The organism is Pedobacter sp. KBS0701, from assembly GCF_005938645.2.
Classification (GTDB): domain Bacteria; phylum Bacteroidota; class Bacteroidia; order Sphingobacteriales; family Sphingobacteriaceae; genus Pedobacter.
The window spans coordinates 6,040,785-6,057,701 of record NZ_CP042171.1; the positions used below are offsets into that span (position 1 = coordinate 6,040,785).

Annotated in this window: 16 protein-coding genes; 8 read left to right on the plus strand and 8 right to left on the minus strand. The window is 38.8% G+C overall.

Annotation, left to right across the window (positions count from 1 at the left end; translation table 11 throughout):
• Positions 1-5 precede the first annotated feature (5 nt).
• The 8 genes from FFJ24_RS26380 to FFJ24_RS24685 all read right to left on the minus strand — a co-directional run bounded on the left by FFJ24_RS26380 (position 6) and on the right by FFJ24_RS24685 (position 8,090).
• Positions 6-350: a hypothetical protein gene (locus tag FFJ24_RS26380; RefSeq protein WP_210419422.1), complete on the minus strand. Its 345-nt coding sequence runs from the start codon at positions 348-350 to the stop codon at positions 6-8.
• A gap of 6 nt (positions 351-356) precedes the next feature.
• Positions 357-803 carry a nucleotidyltransferase domain-containing protein gene (locus FFJ24_RS26385; protein ID WP_210419423.1) on the minus strand — a complete coding sequence of 149 codons (447 nt, stop codon included), beginning with the start codon at positions 801-803 and terminating at the stop codon, positions 357-359.
• A gap of 63 nt (positions 804-866) precedes the next feature.
• Complete coding sequence (locus FFJ24_RS24660) at positions 867-1,313, minus strand: DUF1572 family protein (protein ID WP_138819747.1); 447 nt, start codon at positions 1,311-1,313, stop codon at positions 867-869.
• Positions 1,314-1,322: 9 nt separating this feature from the next.
• Positions 1,323-2,087, minus strand: coding sequence for a hypothetical protein (locus FFJ24_RS24665; RefSeq protein ID WP_210419424.1), 765 nt, complete (start codon positions 2,085-2,087; stop codon positions 1,323-1,325).
• Between the two features lie 27 nt (positions 2,088-2,114).
• The gene (locus FFJ24_RS24670) at positions 2,115-2,987 is read right to left on the minus strand and encodes a DUF4261 domain-containing protein (protein WP_138819748.1); all 873 of its coding nucleotides are present in this window, start codon (positions 2,985-2,987) and stop codon (positions 2,115-2,117) included.
• A 507-nt stretch (positions 2,988-3,494) separates the two neighbouring features.
• The gene (locus FFJ24_RS24675; RefSeq protein WP_138819749.1) at positions 3,495-4,226 is read right to left on the minus strand and encodes a head GIN domain-containing protein; all 732 of its coding nucleotides are present in this window, start codon (positions 4,224-4,226) and stop codon (positions 3,495-3,497) included.
• 156 nt (positions 4,227-4,382) lie between these two features.
• The gene (locus FFJ24_RS24680) at positions 4,383-6,035 is read right to left on the minus strand and encodes a M1 family metallopeptidase (protein ID WP_138819750.1); all 1,653 of its coding nucleotides are present in this window, start codon (positions 6,033-6,035) and stop codon (positions 4,383-4,385) included.
• A 183-nt stretch (positions 6,036-6,218) separates the two neighbouring features.
• Positions 6,219-8,090 (minus strand): CocE/NonD family hydrolase, encoded by a 1,872-nt coding sequence (locus tag FFJ24_RS24685; protein ID WP_138819751.1) that lies wholly within the window; start codon positions 8,088-8,090, stop codon positions 6,219-6,221.
• A 345-nt stretch (positions 8,091-8,435) separates the two neighbouring features.
• Here FFJ24_RS24685 and FFJ24_RS24690 point away from each other — a divergent pair, with 345 nt between their 5' ends.
• From FFJ24_RS24690 to FFJ24_RS24725, 8 genes are all read left to right on the plus strand, one after another.
• Positions 8,436-9,263: a DUF6515 family protein gene (locus FFJ24_RS24690; protein ID WP_138819752.1), complete on the plus strand. Its 828-nt coding sequence runs from the start codon at positions 8,436-8,438 to the stop codon at positions 9,261-9,263.
• 222 nt (positions 9,264-9,485) lie between these two features.
• Positions 9,486-10,646 (plus strand): esterase-like activity of phytase family protein, encoded by a 1,161-nt coding sequence (locus FFJ24_RS24695; RefSeq protein ID WP_138819753.1) that lies wholly within the window; start codon positions 9,486-9,488, stop codon positions 10,644-10,646.
• Between the two features lie 24 nt (positions 10,647-10,670).
• Positions 10,671-11,336 carry an HAD family phosphatase gene (locus tag FFJ24_RS24700; protein ID WP_138819754.1) on the plus strand — a complete coding sequence of 222 codons (666 nt, stop codon included), beginning with the start codon at positions 10,671-10,673 and terminating at the stop codon, positions 11,334-11,336.
• A 44-nt stretch (positions 11,337-11,380) separates the two neighbouring features.
• Positions 11,381-11,989 (plus strand): DUF2306 domain-containing protein, encoded by a 609-nt coding sequence (locus FFJ24_RS24705; protein ID WP_138819755.1) that lies wholly within the window; start codon positions 11,381-11,383, stop codon positions 11,987-11,989.
• A gap of 42 nt (positions 11,990-12,031) precedes the next feature.
• Positions 12,032-12,583 carry a Crp/Fnr family transcriptional regulator gene (locus FFJ24_RS24710; protein ID WP_210419425.1) on the plus strand — a complete coding sequence of 184 codons (552 nt, stop codon included), beginning with the start codon at positions 12,032-12,034 and terminating at the stop codon, positions 12,581-12,583.
• A 62-nt stretch (positions 12,584-12,645) separates the two neighbouring features.
• Complete coding sequence (locus FFJ24_RS24715) at positions 12,646-13,002, plus strand: VOC family protein (protein WP_138819756.1); 357 nt, start codon at positions 12,646-12,648, stop codon at positions 13,000-13,002.
• A gap of 356 nt (positions 13,003-13,358) precedes the next feature.
• Positions 13,359-14,765, plus strand: coding sequence for a dihydrolipoyl dehydrogenase (lpdA, locus tag FFJ24_RS24720; RefSeq protein ID WP_138819757.1), 1,407 nt, complete (start codon positions 13,359-13,361; stop codon positions 14,763-14,765).
• A gap of 485 nt (positions 14,766-15,250) precedes the next feature.
• The gene (locus FFJ24_RS24725) at positions 15,251-16,792 is read left to right on the plus strand and encodes a choice-of-anchor I family protein (RefSeq protein ID WP_138819758.1); all 1,542 of its coding nucleotides are present in this window, start codon (positions 15,251-15,253) and stop codon (positions 16,790-16,792) included.
• The last annotated feature ends 125 nt before the right edge of the window (positions 16,793-16,917 follow it).

The window sequence follows — 16,917 nt, forward strand, 5'->3', positions numbered from 1 at the left end:
CATTCTTAGTGGTTGTCTTTTATTTTGGCTAAATACTTCATTACAGCATTTTCTGCTTTCTGGTTATACTTAATGTCTTTATCGAACAGTTCAAGTCTTAGTTTTTTATAAACCTCAATTGCATTTTCTAAAGCAGTAATTAAGGAGGCATTATTGTATTCGGCAATGGTACCTTTAGGTAAGTTAAAATCTTCGGCAGGGAGTTGCGATTCTACTTTACGCACACCTCGTGGTAGGTTGTTGTTTTTAATATGGAGTAATGGACCAAATACTACCATCCTTAAAAAGCTAAAGAAATCCATCGCTTCCATGTATTCGCCTCTGCCGATTTTTAACAGTGCATAATGCATCCAGGTTCAGAAACGATCTTCGATCCATTGGTTATCCGGATGAGGGAATTGAGCTTCGGTTTGATCAAGAATATGTTGTAATTGATGATCACGATCAATCAATAATGCAGGATCTTCTACTCTTGAAGCAAATTCATCGAGGGTTAAAAATTTGATATCGACATGTAAAAGTGGATTATCGAAAAGACAGATTAATACCCGGGGTTCACCAACGTGCTCGCCTGTAAATGCAGAAATCATTTCGCCAAGGCGATTGGCATATTGGAGCATTTTTAATTGGTCTGCTGACACTCTTTCTTTGGTAATGAGGATCAGGTCGAGGTCTGAAAATTCGTCGATTTCATTGCTAAGACAGGAACCACCTACGGCTAAACCAATAACAGATTCATCATTTTTTAAGATTTTGGCTGCCTGTAAGGCGAAGGTATGTTGTATCGTGAAGGGCATTTTCATTAATGTAATTTATTAAAGAAGATTGCTTAATGCTTACGCTTCTGTTTGCAATGACGGATTGAATTAAGCATCCAGCAGCCTTCTGTGGTAATTAATCTGCCCCAGGTGATAAGTTAAATGGGTGGTGAGGTGAACGAGGAAAAATTCAGTAGAAGTTTTTTCTTCAAATACCAGTATTGGATACTCGCCATCCATCTGCTCGCTACTTACCTGATTCAAACTTTCGCTAACAACGGTAATGGTTGCTTCAATCATGTTAATCAGCTCTTGTTTCGGAATATCTTTTAAAGAAAATTCCAGTTCACGGTTACGGATATAGTTGGTGCCACCTAAAGTTGCACCGATATAAGTACTCAGATTCCCAATGAGGTGGAGGCAAAGGTTCCCTGCCGAATTTGCAATATCGCGATCTATTCGCCAAAGATTTGCCTCGTTTTGGTAAGATTCGATTTCGGATTTCAGCTTGGTAAGATCCCGGTTAAAAAGTTTTTTTAGTGTTTCTGTAAGCATCTATTGCAATTAAGGAGCGATTTTTTTCGCAGGTTGTGATAATATTTCTTTTCCAGCTTTACTAATCACCAATTGTGCAGGAGGAGCACCTTTTTCGCCCATTACGATGATGAAACAGGTATATAAATTGTCGCCACTTTTAAACTGGTAATTATGATTTCCGCCGCTGCCATCAGGTGTAAATTTGCCATTAGTTAGAATTAATTTGGGCTTATCGCTCATTTTACTTTTTATTGGCCATGAGGCATAGCGGTAATTGTTATTACCAAGGTCATCAATCCTGATCCTGTACTGAGCCGTTTCGAAAACGAGAACCGGTTGTGCAAAATTGCTAATTGAGGGGTGAAGGCTGCTTTTATCAATATTAATTAACCTGACTTGTTCTTTGGCTTCTAACCTCGATTGGTGATTAACGGCAATTAATTTTCCATCCGTATCAAGCCATAATTCGCCGTTTAACAACATAATGCCGCGCCAGCCAACGTCATTCCAATCGGTTTCAATCTTCGAAGTAATAATCTTTTTGATTAAATTATCATCAAAAACTTCTTTATACCGCTTTACGAATTCCTGTTTATTTTTAATGGGTGGAATAGGGTAGGTCCTGTTTAAAGGATATTTAATTTTGCTGCTCAGCTTTTCTACATTTCCACTTTTAACGGCGTTGATAAAGCCGATAACTAACGGGCGGTATTTTTTATCGAGCGTTTGATCCTGCGCATAAGCAAGGCTGATTTTACTGATTAATAAAAAGGCTAAAAATGTTCTTTTCATGGGTGAGGTATAGGTAAACGAAGATAATTAATCTGGAGTTACATTTACTACAATTCTCTCGGGCGCAACAAGAGAAAGTTGTTTCTCACATTTCCATTTTGAACCCGCTTTTAGTCCTTCGAGGGTATTTCCTTCTAATATCACATCGCCATATTCATAAGCATAGTAGGCGTATGTCCATAATAAATTTGCCATTTCATTTTCATCTGCTGCTGAGAACCGGATTTGAAAATCCGGCAATCCAATGGTATGAAGTCCGAGGGTATCCATTAACAATTCTTTATGATTAGGACTATTGCTAATGTTGTAAAGCCGTACATTACAAATTGCATTTAACGTTTGTATTTTGTCGGTATCCCAAATGCTGATGATATTGCCAGGGTTTAAAATTTTCTGTGCCGGAGATGAGTAAACCGCATTTGGTTCGGTTACTTTGATTACCTCAACTAAAAAATCCATAAATAAATTCAGCCTTTCTTTGTAGGGTAATGTTCTCGACATGAAATCCGTTACCAATATTTCATAAGTGCAGTTTTTTGCAATCTGATTGGCTTCAGGCCAATGCCAGTTTTGTTGAAAAGCGGCCTCAGGAAGTTCGACTTCAGATCTGCCCTGATTGGGTATCATCATTGTACACTGTGCCGGAATTATGGCGTCTGCCAGCTGAATGGTATGATCGGGGAATGAGAAAATAAAGGTGTTTTCTGAGAAGGAATGTTCAACTTTTGCAAAGTGTTTTTTTACCCCGGCTAAAAGCTGATTGCCATCTAGATTTGGTTTTTCAATAAATAAAAGCTTGGCGCTAAGCAGCTCGGGAAAATTCTCCAATGGATCATTCTCTATAATTTGTTTGTTTTCTTCTAACGTGTTTTTCTTTTTAAAGATGTTGAATAAACTCATGATCTAGTGTACTTGTACTTGTTAATGGCTAATGTTGTGGTAAACCGGGTTTAAATATACAAATGAATACAAACGGAGATCATATTAAATCAGAATTTCTTTAACAAACCGATTCTTTTCTTTTTCCTCGTGCCTCGGTCGTTTCAGGGTACCGATCAATTTCATTAAATTATTTTTACCTATGCTAATGGCTTAAATAATGACATTAGGGTTAACGCTTCAACGGGGGCTAGGTGGGCAGAGCAGTGCTCATTTTTAATGTTTGCAGCGCACAAACCTCCGTTCCTAAACCTGATTGGAATGGAAAGCCCACAGCGTAGCGAGGACTTGAAATGAAAAGCAGGGCTGAAGACCGCCAAATGCTGTTAACGGTCATTTTCTGTATATATAGATTATACACAAAAAAATTATGGTTCTTGAAGACACGAACCATAGCGAAGGAATGAAGTGCACAAAAAAACGCCCCGAATTCTCCGGGGCGTTCCTTGTATGATGATGAATCTGATTTTACATTTTTCTTACACCACCTGAACCGATAACAGTTTTATCGATAGTTGGATTGCCAGAATAATTAACGCTTCCTGATCCGCTGATTACAGCCCTGATGCTTTCGCTAACTGCAATATTTACAGTTCCTGATCCGCTGATGGTGCTGGTTAATGTTTTTGTTGAAAAAGATTTACCGGAAAATGTACCTGAACTGCTGATGACCACTTTGGCGCGATCGGCACCGCCAGTGATGTTTATGGCTCCTGAACCGCTAATTACACCACTATAATCATCTACATCGGCTGCTGCTTTAATGTTACCAGAACCGCTTACGGTGGTGGTCAGGCTACCGGTGCTGATTTTTCCGTTGACGGTTAAGTTACCATCACCACTTACGGTTAAGCTGGCCAGTTCTTTTGCTGTTACGTAAGCTGTAATTTTTTTGCCTTCGTATTTTCTAGACCAGCTGGTGATGCTGGTTTGTGGGCGGATGACCAAAACATTGCCTTTTACTTCAGTAACGATTGAGGCAATTGCCTCTGCATCGCCTTCTAAACGGCAACTTTCGGTATTACCTAAGGTTACAATTACGTTGATTGGCCCTGCTGAAGCAACACCGTTAAAATTTTTAACATTACGTTCGTCGTTCTTTTTGTTTGCAGCGTGGATAAGGGTGCCGTCTTTTGCAATTGCGTTAATGCCAGCGGTAAGTGTTAATGATGCCAATAATATTGCAAATACTTTTTTCATGGTTATAGATTTTATATTTTAGATGAATAATGAGCTTTTCTTATAAGACGGTTGTTTTTAAGAAAAGTTGCACAAGTTGAAAATTATCGTTGCTGGCTGACTTACGAAGTCGGCCGAGCTATAGGCCCTGAGAAACTTCGTAAGTCTGGAAGGAGATTACCCTTTTTTGAGGTTAACATAAAATAACGGATCCTGTTTAAAATTATCTGTGTTTATACTGGCATCAACCTTTACGGTTTTCCAATCGTTTGTCGGTTTAATTAAAGTGTAAGCACCGGTTTTTAAAGTTACACGTACAGGCATGTCGAAATCTTTAACATCGGTTATCCAGCGGTAAGACAGGTTGCCATTATCAATTTTATATTCCAGAACCGGTATTTTGGTATAACGTAAATACTGGTCGAAAATCTTGCCCAATTTTAAACCGCTCTGATTAGAGATGTAATTTTCGATCTGGGCAGAAGTTACGGTCTGATGATAAAAAGTTTTGTTTAATCCGCGGAGAATCTGTCTGAATTTCTCGTCGTTATTAACGAGCTGACGGATAATGCTAATCATATTTGCTCCTTTTGGGTACATATCGCCTGAACCTTCCTTATTAACACCATAAGGACCGATGATAGGAATGTCGTTACGGATAATTTTTTGTAGTCCGATTACATATTCATCAGCAGCTGCTTTATTTTCGGTACATTCGGTAAACAATACTTCCGAGTAATTGGTAAAAGCTTCGTGTATCCACATATCGGCGATATCTTTTGAGGTGATGCTATTCCCGAACCATTCATGGCCGCTCTCGTGTATGGTGATGAAATCCCATTTCAAGCCATGGCCGGTGCCACTTAAATCTTTACCCAGATAACCTGGTTTAAATTGATTGCCATAAGCAACGGCGCTTTGATGTTCCATACCTAAATGTGGTGCCTGAACAAGTTTGTAACCGTCTTGGTACCATGGGTAAGGACCGAACCAATATTCGAAACATTTTAGCATGGGTTTAACATCGGAATCCCAATGCGGGCGGGCCTTGGCACTGTCGGTTTGTAAAGCCCAGTAATCGATGCTGAGTTTACCATTTTCTCCATCGTAAATATCTTGCCAATGGGCATATTTACCGATGTAAAACGTTACATCATAGTTATTGATGGGGTTGCTCACAAACCAGTTGTATTGTTTATAACCATCAGGTTTATCGACGGTATTTCTCAATCTTCCGTTTGATATTTCCTGCAGAGTTTTAGGTATGCTGATGCTGATCAACATGCTGTCTACTTCATCACTTTGGTGATCTTTATTTGGCCACCACACGCTGGCGCCAAGCCCTTGACAGGCTACAGATACAAATGGATTACCTGTAGCATCTTTTTTGAAGATAAAACCGCCATCCCATGGTGGGGTTTTGGCCACAGTAGGGTTACCCGAGTAAAAAACCGTGAATTTATCTTTGCTTCCTTTTTTAACTGCTTTTGGGAAGGTTACGAAAACAGCATTATATTCCCTTGTGAAAGGTAAATCAGTACCCTTATACACTACTTTTTCTACTTTGAGGTTGTCAAAAAGATCGAACTGTAATTTATTAAAATCTTGTGTAGCGGTAAAGGCAAATTCATTGCTTCCGGTGATGGATTTCTGATCAATATCGATTTTTACGTCTAAGTGGTAATAGTTAATATCGTAACAGGTACGTAATGGAGTGAGGGTTCCACGTAGGCTATCGGCCCGGGAGTTCACCTGGTTTTTGCCAAGTATCTGTGCCTGTGAAGCTGGAATGCTGAAAACAAGCGCGAAAAGGATAAATAATTTTTTCATTTGTTTATTGGTTGACCGACGCTTTCGGTTCGTGGAGACACGAGAACCGAGGCGGTATATTTTAATTTGTTTATGATCGTTAAAAACGATTAATTATTGCAAAAGGATAAATAGTTTTTTTATTTATTATGCTATTGACCGTTGGTCTTCGGTTCGTGGCGACACGAACCGGGGCAGATGGATTTATTTCAACACCGAAACGGTAATGAACGAGCTGTTGTGCACATCGTGATAAATTTTGTGTGTTGCTTTTTGGAAATCCTGTGGCTCTGCCTGGTAAATATCCATAAATTTCTGCGGATTGCGATCAGCTAAAGGGAACCATGAATTTTGAATCTGGATCATGATTTTATGTCCTTTTTTGAAGGTATGCGCAACATCTGGCAAGGGATAATTTACTTTGGTAATGGCGCCAGGAACAAAAGCTTCAGGTTTTTCGAAACTGTTGCGGTATTTGCCACGCATGATCTCTCCACGTACCAGCATCTCGTAACCACCCATGATTAAGTTTTTAGGATTCGGTACCGGGTTTGGTGCATCTTCGGGATAAACATCGATCAGTTTTACCACATAATCCGCATCTGTTCCGGTGGTAGAAACCACAAGATTGGCCAGCACTGGTCCGGTTAGGGTGATATCTTCTGTTAAGGCATCAGTCTGATAAGTTTTAACATCCGGGCGACGGGCGGCAAAGCGCTGATCGTCGATCATATATTCGCGGGTACGTTTGGCCTGGATACCATCCTGATAAGGAACGGGATTGTTGGGATCACTTACATATTCGTCCCAGCTATCGGTTCTGCCAACTTTTTCGAAAGTTAATTTTCCGTTTGGCTGTAAATACAGGTTTTTGGTTTCAACGTCTTGTGGTGGCCAGGTATTGAATTTTTTCCATTCATTACTGCCAGTTACAAATATATTGGCTTCTGAAGGTTTAAAATCGCCTTCGCCTTTTAAATAATGTTTAAAGAAAGGCAGTTCGTACTGTTGCTGATAATCGATACTGGTGGTTTTGCCAAAGTTGATGTCGCCAAGGTAAGAGCCATCGCTGCGTACCCAGCCACCATGAAACCATGGACCAGCTACCAGGATATTATTAGCGCCAGGATTTTGTTTCTCGATGGCTTTGTAAGTGGCAAAGGTTCCATAAGCATCTTCAGCATCGAAAAAACCGCCTACTACCATTACCGCAGGTTTTACATTGGTTAAATGTGGGGTAATTAAACGCGATTTCCAGAAGGTATCTAAATTTGGATGTTTAAATAAATCGTTCCAGAATTTAATGCTGTCTGCAAAATAACGGTCTTTCAAATTTTTAACTGAGCCGGCTTCTAAGTAGAAACGGTAATTGTCCTGGATAGGGAACTGAAAACCTTTGGGGCCTTGATCTGGTGTAATGGGTTTAGGACGGGGAACGCCAAAACTGCCCATAAAACTGAAGGCATCCATTAAAAATAAAGTGCCGCGGTGGTGAAAATCATCACCTAGATACCAATCGGTAACGGGAGCCTGTGGCGAGACGGCTTTTAAAGCCGGGTGCGCATTTGGCAATGAAGTGGTAGAGTAAAACCCCGGGTACGAAATACCATAAATCCCGGCTTTTCCGTTATTGCCCTTTACATTTTTTATTAACCAATCAATGGTATCATAAGTGTCTGTACTCTCATCAATAGCCGTTTTACCCTTTTTTTCCACCACTTGAGGGCGGATATCGGCAAAGGTGCCTTCGCTCATCCAGCGGCCACGCACATCCTGGTAAACAAAAATAAATCCTTCGCGCATCATGGCTGGGAAATTGCCGAGGCTAAGCTTATATTTATCTTCGCCGTAAGGGGCAACAGTATAAGGCGTACGATTGATTAAAAACGGATATTTTTTGGATTGATTTTTGGGTATATAAATGGAAGTGAATAACTCAACTCCATCGCGCATGGGGATCAGGCGCTCTATTTTGGTGTAATTTTCTCTCACGTAAGCCGAATCGGTTTGTTGAGCCATTAATTCATTAGAAATAAACAGACAAAATAAAAGACTGAAAATTCTGGTAAGGTTCATTCAAGCTGGTTTTTAGGAATAAAATTTAAATATAGCTGATTAACGATTGATAAGAAAAAATAGCTCGTAAAAGGTTTGTTAAAGATGTATAATGGAAGAGGTGTGATGGATAATGGAGTAGTCCGAAAGTCGGAAGACCGGGGTCAGAAGTGTGTTGTGCAAGCCTTAGTGATAGGTAATCGAAAATAAGTAATGATGAGGCATTGTGGCTTTTCCATTGCGTATTTTTATACAGCTTAACCCTTTATTCGTCATCACTTTATCAAAATTTAGTTAAATCTTGTTAAGGGATAATCTTTTAAGAATTTTAACCGTCATATTGATAATCGAATTAAACACAAAAAAATGAACAGGTTATTAAATAAAGGATTGGTTGTTTTCGCTGTAGCAGCGATGATAGCAACCTTGAGTATCGAAAGTGTTTCTGCACAGCGGCCAAGTAGGGGCGGCGGTGGTTCTTTCGGCGGAGGCAGATCGGGCTCAATTGGCTCATCAAGAGGTGGTGGCTCTATTTCACGTCAGCCATCTATGCGAGCGCCGGGCAGAGGTAGCTTTTCTTCTGGCATTCGTTCTGGTAGACCAGGTTATGGTTATAACCGACCAGGTTATCATCCGGGATATGGCAGGCCGGGTTATGGTTACAGATTTGGTTACGGAAGACCTTATTACAGGCCATATTACAGTTATTACAATTTCTACAGGCCGTTTTTAGGTTTCAGGATTGGCGTGTTGCCTTATGGCTATTATCCATTCTGGTATGGTCCAACGCAGTTTTATTATTCTGGTGGATTGTTTTATCAACAAAATAATGATCAATACGAAGTGGTAACGCCACCAGTGGGTGCTGAAGTTCCGAATTTACCATCGGATGCCAATCAGGTAACCATTAATGGGGTTGATTATTACGAGTATAAAGGCGTTTATTATACCCAAAAAGAGAATGCCGATGGTAAAACTGTATATGTAGTGGCCGGAAAAGATGGGGTTTTAAATACGACTGATGGTCCGGTTGATACACATAATATCGGTGATATTATTAACCAGTTGCCAGAAGGATGCAGAGAGGTGACCATTAAAAATGAAAAATATTTTGTTTCGCCTGATGATGTGTATTATGAAGAAATTGTAGATGGAACGAATATTACTTACCGAGTAATTGGTAAGTTGTTTTAAATATAATTATTTGGTTTTAGCGTGAAGTCGGATGTTATCATCCGACTTTTTATTTTGAAAAAATGCTTAATTGTAAGGTTTCTATCGTTATATTGATGTGGTGTCAGATGGTACCATCTGACACCATAAAATAGATTATCCTGTGCTCATCTCAGCCTCACTGGCAAAAACTATAAATTGTTGCATCAAAAAAACATATTTTTGCAACCTAAACATTTCGATTTGAAACCCACACGCCAGTTCTTCTTTGCTTATGCGCTTTTTGCTGTTGTATTCTCCTCCTGTTCGGTAACCAAATATGCTGCAGTTAAGCAAGTAGAAACCAGTATTTCGTCGGTTAAATTTCTGCATGAATACGTGATGCCTTTAAACTTAAATTTCCAAAATTCTGTAGTAGGTGGTTTATCGGGAATTGATTACGATGCAGCACAAAACCAGTATTACCTGATCAGTGATGATCCCTCGCAATTTAGCCCGGCAAGGATTTACACTGCACAGATTGATCTCAAGGAAAATAAAATCGATACCATCAGAATTACAGGAGTTACGTACCTCTTACAGGAAAACGGAAAACAATATCCCAAATATGGAACGGATAAAAGTGTAAAACCAGATGGAGAGTCCGTTCGTTATAATCCGGTTACCAAACAATTGATCTGGAGCGGCGAAGGGGAAAGGTTGTTTAAAAACGGCGATACTACCATTGTTCAACCCGGTTTAACTTTTATTTCTACAATCGGAAAATTTTTAGATACCATTCCGCTGCCAAAAGGTTTTCATTTTACCAAAACGGAGAGCGGTCCACGGAAAAATGCATTGTTTGAAGGGTTAGCCTATGCCGATCAATATAAAACATTATATGCCAGTTTAGAGGAGCCTTTATATCAGGATGGCCCACAGTCTTCTTTCGGTTATGATAAGGCTTTAACGCGGATTTTAAAGTTCGATGTGGCGGCTAAAAAGAATGTGGCACAATATGCCTATAACCTTGATGCTTTACCTGTTAAGCCTACAGTAGACAATGACTGGAATGTAAATGGAATTTCGGAAATACTAGCCATAGACAATCATACGCTTTTGGTTATGGAAAGGGCATGGGCAAAGGGGTACGATGACCATACTTTTTTAAAACTTTACCTGGTTGATCTGAATGGCGCAGAGAATGAAATTGAGAATGCTTCGTTTCTTAAAAATCCGCCTAAACCGCTTAGCAAAAAACTACTTTTCGATTTTGATACTTTAAGCAGGCACATTGATAATTTTGAAGGGGTAACTTTCGGTCCAAAACTTGCAAACGGACACCATTCTTTGATATTTTGTGTAGATAATAATTTTGGAAAATCGCAGGTGCAGCAGTTTTTCCTTTTTGAGATAATCCCATAAGCTAATTTCAGTTAAAAATTTATAATGAGTAAAATAAAAGCATTGCTTTTCGATTTAGACGGTACATTAATTGATTCGGAGAAGTTTCATTTCGATTGTTGGAATAAGTTTTTGTGTGAATACGAAGTTACGCTGGATTTTAAGGATTGGTTAACAAATTACGCTGGAATCCCCTTGCCTAAAAATGCAAAAACCATTATAGACCGCTATAAAATTGATGAAGATTTAGCCAGCTTCATTGACAGAAGAGAAAAGATAACTTTTGATGGTTTTAGAACGACCGATATTGAGTTGATGCCTTATGCCTTAGAATTTGTGCAGTTTGCTTACGAAAAGGGACTTACACTTGCGGTAGTTACAGCCAGTCCTAAAATTGATGTTGAAGCTGTTTTTGAACGCAATGGTTTGGCCAAATATTTCAGCTTGTTTATCACCCGGACCGATGTAAGCAAATCAAAACCCGATCCAGAAAGTTATAACCTCTGCGTGGAGCGGTTGGGGATAGCGAAAGAAGAATGCATCGTTTTTGAAGACACCTTGAATGGTGTTAAATCGGCCTTAGCTGCCGGTATTACCTGTTACGCCATACAAAATAATGTGCGTGCACATCAAAAACTGAAAATCGCTGATGAGCTGTTCCTTAGTTTTGCCAATGCCAAAGAATTTATGCTGCAAAAGGAATTGATTTAGTTCTTGAAAATTATCTAGCTTAGTATAAAGCAATAGAACTTAATATGGTAAAAAAAGGATTATGGATTTTATTTGCAAGCTTCGCATTGCTGATTGGACTTTATCCAATGATTTACTTTTTGATCGATAGAAAATTTGGATTGTTAAAATCAAAGTCGGTTGAGTTGTTGAGTAATACTTTCTGGAACCTTGGTTTTTATACGCATATCATTTTGGGGGGAATCGCTTTATTAATAGGTTGGACACAGTTTAGTCCGAAAATGAGAAACAGGCGAATGGCATTACACCGAAAACTGGGTAAGGTTTATGTGGTTTCCGTGCTGCTTAGCGCATTAGCAGGTATTTATATAGGCTTTTTTGCAACAGGTGGATGGGTTTCTTCTGCAGGATTTATTTGTTTAGGCGTCGTTTGGTTTTACACCACATTAAAAGCTTATTTATACATTAAACACGGAGAAATTGAAAAACATCAAAAAATGATGGTTTATAGTTATGCGGCTTGTTTTGCTGCGGTAACATTAAGGATTTGGTTACCAATTTTGACCATGGCTTATGGTGATTTTTCAAAAGCCTACCTGGTTGTTGCCTGGTTATGCTGGATTCCAAATTTGATTGTTGCCTATTTAATCACTAGAAAAACCGCTAATCAATAAGTTGTTTTTGATACCTCACCAGCCGAAATAATTGAATTTTATATGATGTCAGCTCAGGAAATTTTATTCAGTGTCGGATCATTTTCATTTCAAGATCTGCTTCTTTTTGAAGAAAAGATAGTGCGAAAATCATTTGAGAAAAATGATATGCTATTGCGTCAAGGTGAGATTTGCCAATCTGTCTATTTCATCCTATCCGGATCTTTTGTTCAATTTCAGTCTGACTATGAAACTGAAACAATCATCGATCTGCACCTGCCCGAAGAATGGATGTTTAATCACCCGAGTTTGATTAAGCAAATGCCATCAAGCACTATGATTAAAGCATTTGAGGATGCAAAGGTAATTGAATTGAGTTTAATTAACCTGCATGAGCTAATTGCAAGGTCGCAGTCTTTCTTAAACCTGGGAAGAATTTTTGATCAGGCTAATCACCGGACTTACCTTTTCGACAATGCATTAAGCCCTGTCCAAAAATATAATTATATTAAAAATGCAAAGCCGCTCATTGTCCAGGTTTTTCCAGTTAAAATGATCGCTTCATATCTTAAAATAGCGCCCGAAACCCTAAGTAGGGTTAGAGCTAACTATTGAATTTCATGATTTCGATCAAGTGCTGCTGTTTAGAAAATTCCTCATTTTTGAAATAAAAAAATATGCTAACAGAAATCAATCCGAAACTTCCAATGCGTGATAAAGAAATCACCAGAGATTTTTATGTGAATAAATTAGGCTTTAAAGACATTGGGGTAGATAATTTTAAGGATTACCTTATGGTGCAAAAAGATCATGTTCAGATTCACTTTTTTTTATTCGAAACACTCGATCCGAAAGAAAACTACGGACAAGTTTATATCCGTACAGATGATATAGAGGGTTTATACAAATGGATGCAGGATACTAAACAAAGCATTCATCCGAATGGGCATTTGCAAACAAAACCATGGGGACAAAAGGAATTTGCCATGCTCGATCCGGATAGTAATTTACTCACTTTTGGGCAATCGGTTTAATAAGTTCATTTAAATATGGTTTGATGCCCTTACCATCAGTTAACACCATTAATAGCTTAATTTCTATTTATAATTAATTAATGGCAAATGCTCGGCTTTGACTTATCCATTGTTCATTCGTTCATTGGGTTAATCAAACATTATAGTCTTAAAGTAAAATGTTTTGTACGCTCAGCAACCTATGAATTTTGAACCTTCAAAAAATATCCCGTTGAGCCTTAATATAGAACGATAAGCTGGTACTATAAGCCATAACTGATAAACAAATGACTAATAAGCAATTTCTATAGCCTAATCGACTTTCAGCTTTCCGCCTTTTTTCCCTACATTTGGCTAATCAAAATTCTAAAGAAATTATGCAATACGATGTCGTTGTTATCGGTTCAGGGCCGGGCGGTTATGTAGGCGCAATCCGTTGTGCTCAGTTAGGTTTAAAAACTGCAGTAGTAGAAAAATATAAAACTTTTGGAGGTACTTGCTTAAACGTTGGTTGTATCCCATCTAAAGCCTTGTTAGATTCATCAGAGCATTTTCATAATGCTGCTCATACTTTTACTACTCACGGTATCGATTTAAAAAGCCTTAAAGTAAATATGCCGCAGATGATCGCCCGTAAAGACGATGTTGTTGCACAAAATACGGCTGGTATTACTTATTTGTTCAAGAAAAATAAAATCGATTCTTACGAAGGCGTTGGTTCATTTGTAGATAAAAACACAGTTTTAATCACAAAAACTGATGGTTCTACGGAAACCTTAACCGCTAAAAATGTAATCATTGCTACGGGTTCTAAACCTACATCCTTGCCATTTTTGCCAGTTGATAAAAAACGCATCATTACTTCAACAGAGGCTTTAAATATTAAAGAAGTTCCAAAGTCGATGGTTGTAATTGGTGGCGGAGTTATTGGTTTGGAGTTAGGTTCTGTTTATGCCCGTTTAGGTACAAAAGTTTCAGTAATTGAGTTTTTGCCATCCATCATTGCGACAATGGATGCAAGTTTAGGTAAAGAACTTCAACGCGTATTGAAGAAAAACCTGGGCATGGAATTCTTTATGAATCATAAAGTTACCGGCGCTACAAATAATGGTAAAACTGTAACCGTTACTGCAGAAAACGCGAAGGGTGAAGCCGTAAATTTCGACGCTGATTATTGCATCGTGGCGGTTGGCCGTACGGCTTATACAGAAGGTTTAGGTTTGGATAAAATCGGAATCACAATAGAAGAAAGAGGTAAAAAAGTCCCTGTTAATGAACATTTAGAAACTTCGGTTCGTGGTGTTTACGCCATTGGCGATGTAATTACGGGTGCCATGTTGGCGCATAAAGCCGAAGATGAAGGTACTTATGTTGCAGAAACCATCGCCGGACAAAAACCACACATTAACTATAACCTAATTCCGGGTGTGGTTTACACCTGGCCGGAAGTTGCATCTGTTGGTTTAACAGAAGAGCAGTTAAAAGAAAAAGGAACAAAATATAAAGCAGGTTCGTTTCCGTTCAAAGCCAGCGGACGTGCAAAAGCAAGTATGGATACCGATGGTTTCATTAAAGTTCTGGCTGATGCTGCAACTGATGAGGTTTTAGGTGTACACATGATTGGTCCGCGTGCTGCGGATATGATTGCTGAGGCGGTTATTGCTATGGAATTCCGCGCATCTGCTGAAGATATCGCCCGTACCTGCCATGCACATCCAACTTATACTGAAGCGCTAAAAGAAGCGGCACTTGCTGCAACTGATAACAGAGCAATACATATTTAATTATTATCCAACCTTCATATTGAGGGATAATTTATTGTATAAAAATCAATATGATTGACAGCAATTAATCTACGCGTAAAAATCCCCCGAGTTACCGTCATTTCGAGCGGACCCGATAGTTATCGGGTGCAACGGAGTCGAGAAATCTGTTTTGATAGATCTCTCCACTTCGCGCTTTCGGTCGAGATGACGAGCTTTTTTTGGAGTCTGTCAACGGTAACTTGTTTAGTATCTTGTTGGTAAATTGCACATATCATTAATCCCGGTATTTATATCGGGACTTTTTTTGTTTCAGCCACTTTCTTCATATCGGACTGATAACTATCGAATCGAGATGAAGGTGGTTTCTACTTTAGTCTTTCAACTTTGGTCTTTTGTCTTCCGCTCTAGCTTTTCTTCACAATTCCTTAACCAAATGATAATGTTTGCAGGTTAAAAAATAAAGTTTTGCACTTTTATTTTTGCGATTCAGATATTAAAAAACCATGAACTGTAAAAAACTATTTGGTGCAATTTTTATTGCTTCGCTGGCATTTGCTGCCTGTAAAAAAGATTCAACTGATGATCCGATTGTAGATCCTCCGGTCGAAGCCGTTGTTCCAGAAAAAATAGACAGCTTTAAAGAAACTGCATTTATTGATTTAGGCGGTGAATTCGCTTCAGAAATTTCTGCTTACGATCCCTTAACCAAAAAATTGTTTGTAGTAAGCAATGATGGTGGTGCCAAGGTTGATGTTGTAGACATGAGCAAGTATCCAAATGTTACCAAATTACAAACCTTAGCCTATACAGCAAACGCTGGTATTAATAGTGTGGCAGTAAATAACGGTTTATTGGCAATCGCTTTAGATGGTGCAGATAAACAAGGTAATGGCGATGTTTTGGTGCTGAAAACATCAGATTTATCAGAAGTTAAAAAAATCACCGTAGGTGCTATGCCAGATATGGTAACTTTCAGTCCGGATGGAAATTATATTTTATCTGCAAACGAAGGCGAGCCAAATGCAAGCTATACTGTTGATCCCGTTGGAAGCATCTCGGTTATCAATATCAAAGATAATTATGTAGTTAAAACGTTTAATTTTGCTGGATTAGAATCAGAAAAATCAAGCCTAATTGCCAATGGATTTCGCATTTATGGCCCAAATGCAAGTTTTGCCCAAGATATAGAACCAGAGTACATCACCGTAAGTGCAGACTCTAAAAAAGCCTACGTTACCTTACAGGAAAACAATGGCGTAGCAGAAGTTGATATCGTTGCAGGCAAAATCAACAAAATCATCCCATTGGGCACTAGGGATTTCAGTATTGCAGAAAATGCCGTTGATTTTACAGTAAAAGATGATAAGCCAGAATTTAAAACATGGCAGGTTAAGGGTTTTTACCTGCCTGATGCCATATCTTATTTTACCGCAAACGGTAATGCTTACCTGGCCTTGGCCAATGAGGGCGATACACGTGATTGGTCGAAAGAAACATCCGAAGAAATAGAGGTGGGCAGCAGTAAACTGATCCTAGATCCTGTTAAATTCCCGAATGCGGCAACACTAAAGTTAAATGAAAATTTGGGTAAACTTATCGTTGCGAAAAATTATGGCGATACGGACGGCGATGGTGATTATGATGAACTGTATTCTTTTAGCACCCGCAGTTTCAGCATTATTAATGCCAATACTGGTCAGTTAGTGGCCAATATAGGCAAAGAACTGGCGCAAAAAGTGTCGGATGCCGGAAAATATGACCCCAAAAGAGCAAATAAAAAAGGGGTTGAGGTTGAAGGGATCGCCGTGGCTGAAGTAAACGGGCAAACTTTAGCTTTTATTGGCATGGAACGTGCAGATGCAATTGCTATTTATGATGTAACCAATCCGGCAGCACCAAAATTTGTTCAGTTATTCTCTACCGGCGATGCACCGGAAGGTTTGATGTTTGTTAAACCAAAAGATAGCCCGAATGGCAGAAGTTTATTAATTGTTTCAAATGAAGGAGATGGTACCGTTCGGTTTTATCAACCCGATAAGATATAATTTACCTATTCCTTTATTAATTATTATGTTTTAATCCCGGTATTTATATCGGGATTTTTATATATAATTCATTTCTATAAACAAAGAATAAAAACTAAGCCCTATATTGCGCTACAAAATAAAAC

Excerpts from the sequence above, each read along its gene's own strand:
- FFJ24_RS26380 (WP_210419422.1), bottom strand. The coding sequence starts at position 350 with ATGCATTATGCACTGTTAAAAATCGGCAGAGGCGAATACATGGAAGCG.
- FFJ24_RS26385 (WP_210419423.1), bottom strand. The coding sequence starts at position 803 with ATGAAAATGCCCTTCACGATACAACATACCTTCGCCTTACAGGCAGCC.
- FFJ24_RS24660 (WP_138819747.1), bottom strand. The coding sequence starts at position 1,313 with ATGCTTACAGAAACACTAAAAAAACTTTTTAACCGGGATCTTACCAAG.
- FFJ24_RS24665 (WP_210419424.1), bottom strand. The coding sequence starts at position 2,087 with ATGAAAAGAACATTTTTAGCCTTTTTATTAATCAGTAAAATCAGCCTT.
- FFJ24_RS24670 (WP_138819748.1), bottom strand. The coding sequence starts at position 2,987 with ATGAGTTTATTCAACATCTTTAAAAAGAAAAACACGTTAGAAGAAAAC.
- FFJ24_RS24675 (WP_138819749.1), bottom strand. The coding sequence starts at position 4,226 with ATGAAAAAAGTATTTGCAATATTATTGGCATCATTAACACTTACCGCT.
- FFJ24_RS24680 (WP_138819750.1), bottom strand. The coding sequence starts at position 6,035 with ATGAAAAAATTATTTATCCTTTTCGCGCTTGTTTTCAGCATTCCAGCT.
- FFJ24_RS24685 (WP_138819751.1), bottom strand. The coding sequence starts at position 8,090 with ATGAACCTTACCAGAATTTTCAGTCTTTTATTTTGTCTGTTTATTTCT.
- FFJ24_RS24690 (WP_138819752.1), top strand. The coding sequence starts at position 8,436 with ATGAACAGGTTATTAAATAAAGGATTGGTTGTTTTCGCTGTAGCAGCG.
- FFJ24_RS24700 (WP_138819754.1), top strand. The coding sequence starts at position 10,671 with ATGAGTAAAATAAAAGCATTGCTTTTCGATTTAGACGGTACATTAATT.
- FFJ24_RS24705 (WP_138819755.1), top strand. The coding sequence starts at position 11,381 with ATGGTAAAAAAAGGATTATGGATTTTATTTGCAAGCTTCGCATTGCTG.
- FFJ24_RS24710 (WP_210419425.1), top strand. The coding sequence starts at position 12,032 with ATGATGTCAGCTCAGGAAATTTTATTCAGTGTCGGATCATTTTCATTT.
- FFJ24_RS24715 (WP_138819756.1), top strand. The coding sequence starts at position 12,646 with ATGCTAACAGAAATCAATCCGAAACTTCCAATGCGTGATAAAGAAATC.
- lpdA (WP_138819757.1), top strand. The coding sequence starts at position 13,359 with ATGCAATACGATGTCGTTGTTATCGGTTCAGGGCCGGGCGGTTATGTA.
- FFJ24_RS24725 (WP_138819758.1), top strand. The coding sequence starts at position 15,251 with ATGAACTGTAAAAAACTATTTGGTGCAATTTTTATTGCTTCGCTGGCA.